Here is a 4,041-nt window from a genome sequence, read left to right as displayed (position 1 = left end):
AAGTCGGGGTTCGAGCGGGTGGGCGAGGTGCCGCCGAAGCGGAAGAAGCGGGGCACGCAGCTGAGCCTGATCTAGGCCCCTCGGCGCGGTCCATCACCGCACCGCAGGCGGTGGGGCTCACACGGTGGTGGTATTCCAGCCGTACTCGTGGAAGTGACGCCCGGTGCGGGTGCCCGCGAGGGCCGTTCCGATGAAGTCCAGCGCATCGTCGGGAAGGTTTTCGGGATCGGCCCAGACCAGTTCGGTGCACTTGTGCGGTTCGCGGATCTCCGGGTTGCCGGTCCAGGCGCGGGCGACGAAGAAGAGATCGACCCGCGGTTCCAGGGAACGGCGGAACATAGTCCCGCTCGGTACCAGCTCACGCGGGTCGAGCCCGACACCGAGCTCCTCGGCGATCTCCCGGACCGCGCAATCGGTGGGGGTCTCACCGAGGTCGACGTGGCCCGCTGGGAGACCGAGCTGTCCATCGGCGTAGCCGGATCCGGCGCGGCGCATGAGCAGTACCCGTCCGTCACCGTCGGTGAGGATGACGTGCACGGCCACCGGGTAGCGGTCGTGCTCGGTGTCGAACACGTACTGCTCTGCCTGCTCGGTCATCGTCACCTCGGGGAGATCCGCGAACCGCTGGGTGGGTCACAGCGCCTTGGGCTGGACCTGGCGGGAGCCGTCAACATAGACGGTAATGCCCTTGCACCCGGCCTCCCACGCCGCCGCGTAGGTGTCGTACACGTCGTGGACGGTCGCGGTCCCCGGTAGGTTGACGGTCTTGGACACCGCCTCGTCCACGCACGTCTGCACGGTGGCGGCCATGGCCAGGTGTCCGGCAGGGGAGATCGAGGTGGCGGTGGCCAGTACTGCCGCGAGGTGGGGCGAGACGCCTGCCAGGTTCGGCAGCCGCCCGTGGGTCGTCACGTGCTCGATCAGGTCGGTGCGGCCTGCGGCCTGCAGAGCACGGCGTGCGGCGGGGTGCAGTCGACCGGGCAGACGCGGGTCGGTGAGCAGGAACAGCGGTTCGATGCCTGCGGAAGCTCCCACGACCGGCGCGCTGCGCCCAGTCGGCGGCACAGCGACTGTGGAAGAGTTGCGCAGGCTCCCGGTGGTGGCGATCTCGTGCGCGAGCGCGGTCCACTGCCCGGCCGTGACAGTGCTGACGGGCAGTGTGGCGAACCGCTCGAGGAATGCGGGATCGGCGTAGCGGGATCGTCCGCCGCAGACCGCCGGGCACGGGCCGCGGCGGACGGCCAGCTCGGTCGAGGCGAGCTTGGAGGTGTAGTTGATGAACATCAGCACCTCCTGGGCGAGTTCCCGCCCGGCGGCGCTGTCGTAGGGCACCCCGGCGGCCAGCAGCAGATCCGCCAGCCCGCACACCCCGACACCGATCTTGCGCTTGGCCGACATGACTCGAGTCGACAGCGAGTGGGGGTAATGGGCGAGGCTGGCCTCGATCGCGTCGTCCAGCGCCCGCACCAGGGTGCGGACGGCGTCGGCCAGGCCGTCGAGGTCGACCGGCACACCACTGGCACCGGTGTGGAAGCGGCCGAGGTTGACGTAGCCGAATTGGCAGGTCTCGCCTGCCACCAGGCCAACCTCGGCGCAGGGGGCAGTGGAGGCGTACCGGCCCATCTCGGGGGTGGGATTGGCCTCGTCCATCCGGTCGGTGAACAGCAGACCGGGGTCGCCGCAGGCGTGCGCGGCTCCGGCGGCGGCGATCAGCAGGTCGCGTTCGCGCCCGGCGGTGGTGAGAGCGGTGCGCATCTGATCGTCGGTGACGTGCAGGGAGATGTTGAACTTCCACTGCTCTTCGCGTTGATCGGCGCCGATCTTGCAATTGATGAATTCCACTGCCGCCGGATGTGAAAGCGCCAGGATCGCCATGTTCCCCACCGGCCGGTCCTCCAGCCCGGATCGGGCACCTGCCACGGCGATGTCGTTGAGGTGGCGCAGCACTCCCACCGGGTCGGCGAGGTCGTCGAGGTTGAACCCGGTACCCATCCCGGCCCGGTGGTACTCGTCCACCACGGTCTTCACCGCGCTGAGGTCGCCGCGCAGGTTCACCGGCGGCACCGCGCACGCGGCCAGCGGCCGGTCCGGGTATCGGCCCGCGTTGGTCATGATCGGGGTGGAGAACACGATCCGAGCCGTGTCCAGGGCCCACCCGAGCTGCTCGGCGAACGCCTCCGCGTCGCCTTCTCCGAAGCGGGCGTCGGCGGCGGCCAGGGCGGCCACGATCCGGTTGACCATGTCCTGCCCGGTCTCGCCGGGACCGATGATCCGCCCATCGCGCAGATAGGAATCAGTGGTGGGAGTAGAGGGGAATGTCGAGGCGTACATCGGCGCAGACCCTTCGCGTTAGCCGTGCTGAGTGGACGCCTGCTACGCAACCGATGATTACGCCGCGTGGGCAGAGGGCTGTGCCGATGTGGCACACGGTGTGCAGATCCTGCAAACCTGCTGGTTATCGCGCCGGAAGCCACTACGGTGAGTTGACAGGTCGCATCAAGGACACCTTCATGTCACCGTCCGCATGCGGGGAGGTGGTCGCCGTGCTATCGCATCCTCGCCACGCTCCCGGCGACGTCGTCCGGATCGCCCGTACCGCGTTGCACTGGAGCCAGGCCGAACTCGGCCGCCGCTGCGGCTACTCCGCCAGTCAGGTCTCCCGGTGGGAAACCGGCAAGCTGCCGCTGCGCGATGTCGAACTGCTGCGCACGCTCGCCGAAGTTCTCACCCTCCCACCTGCGGCGTTCGGGCTGGTCCCGGCCGACACGGCCGAATCCGGTTTCCGACCGGTCGCCCCCCAGGGGCCTAGGGTGGGCGGGGGCACGACCCTGTCGGCAGAGGAGGACGACCCGGTGCGTCGACGCGCATTCCTCCGGCTCGCTGGACTGGCGGGTAGCTCCCTGACCTGGCCGGGCACAGCGACCGCCGGGTCGGCTACTGATGTCGACCCCGCGCGGGTGCTGGCCGACCGGCTCGGCGACGTGCTGCTCGGCCCGGACGCCACGATCGCACCGGTCGAGCTCGCCGTCCTCCGCGAGTCACTGGCCACCGCTCGGCGGGAGTTCGCCGCCTGCCGCTACCTGCCGCTGGCCGACCGCCTTCCGGCGCTGCTGAACGCGGCTGCTGCCCAGGCGGAGGACACCACTGACCCAGCGGCCCAGCGAACGCTCGCGGAGTTCTACAACCTGGCCACTCGCGCGCTGTTCAAGCTGGAAGCGTCCGGGTTGGAATGGATCGCAGCCGACCGCGCTCTGCGCGCCGCCCGCGCGGGCGAAGACGGGCTGACCCTGGCGGAGTCGCAGCGCCTGGTCGCCTCGGTCGCGCGCCGCGCCGGACACCACGATCGAGCCCTGGCGCTCACCCTGGCCGCCGCCGACCACCTCGACGTGGCAGGCCGCACTCCGCCACCACAGCACCTGGCCATGCGTGCCAACCTGTATTGCTCAGCCGGATACGCCGTCGCCCTCGCGGGCGATCGGGACCGCGCCGGTGATCTGTTCGCCGACGCCGCCGCCAGCACGGCCCGGCTGACCACCGACCCGCGTCGACACCGGGCGGCGGTGGCGAATCTGGTCAGTCACCGCGTCTCCGCCGCCTACCTGCTCGGTGACGCGGGCACCGCGCTGGCTCACGCCCACAGCCTTCCGCTGACCGCGATCCCCACCGCCGAACGCCGCGCCCGCCTGCTGGTCGACACGGCGATGGCTTACGCCCAGTGGGACAAACCCGAGCATGCGTATCGCACCCTGCTGACTGCCGAACGCGTCGCTCCCGGCGAAGTCCACACCCGCAATGCCGTACGCCGCCTCGTCGGCGATTTGATGAACTCACCACGACAAGCCGCCATGCCCGGTCTCCTGGCCTTCGCCAGCCGGGTTCACGCCGTCACCTGACACACGAGTGCCATGACCAGCCGTGAGCTGTGGTTTCGGGGCTGGAAATCCCCCGTGGTGCTCATCGTCGGCTGCTGTTCGTCGGGATGACCAGGGCGCAGCGGCACCTGTTCCTCAGTCACTCGTCCGGGCGGCCCCGGTCGCCGTT

Annotated in this window: 3 protein-coding genes; 1 reads left to right on the top strand and 2 read right to left on the bottom strand. The window is 70.1% G+C overall.

The window, feature by feature from the left end; all coding sequences use genetic code 11:
* Nucleotides 1–117 precede the first annotated feature (117 nt).
* Nucleotides 118–597: an NUDIX hydrolase gene (locus tag IEZ00_RS35950; protein ID WP_189227815.1), complete on the bottom strand. Its 480-nt coding sequence runs from the start codon at nt 595–597 to the stop codon at nt 118–120.
* Nucleotides 598–633: 36 nt separating this feature from the next.
* On the bottom strand, nt 634–2,331 hold the full coding sequence (locus IEZ00_RS35945) for a ribonucleotide reductase barrel domain-containing protein (RefSeq protein ID WP_189227814.1): 1,698 nt from the start codon (nt 2,329–2,331) through the stop codon (nt 634–636).
* A 152-nt stretch (nt 2,332–2,483) separates the two neighbouring features.
* Here IEZ00_RS35945 and IEZ00_RS35940 point away from each other — a divergent pair, with 152 nt between their 5' ends.
* On the top strand, nt 2,484–3,893 hold the full coding sequence (locus tag IEZ00_RS35940) for a helix-turn-helix domain-containing protein (protein ID WP_229796448.1): 1,410 nt from the start codon (nt 2,484–2,486) through the stop codon (nt 3,891–3,893).
* The last annotated feature ends 148 nt before the right edge of the window (nt 3,894–4,041 follow it).

It is taken from the genome of Saccharothrix coeruleofusca (genome assembly GCF_014648515.1).
GTDB classification, from domain to species: Bacteria; Actinomycetota; Actinomycetes; order Mycobacteriales; family Pseudonocardiaceae; genus Actinosynnema; species Actinosynnema coeruleofuscum.
This window is presented reverse-complemented; position numbering and strand designations above follow the sequence as displayed.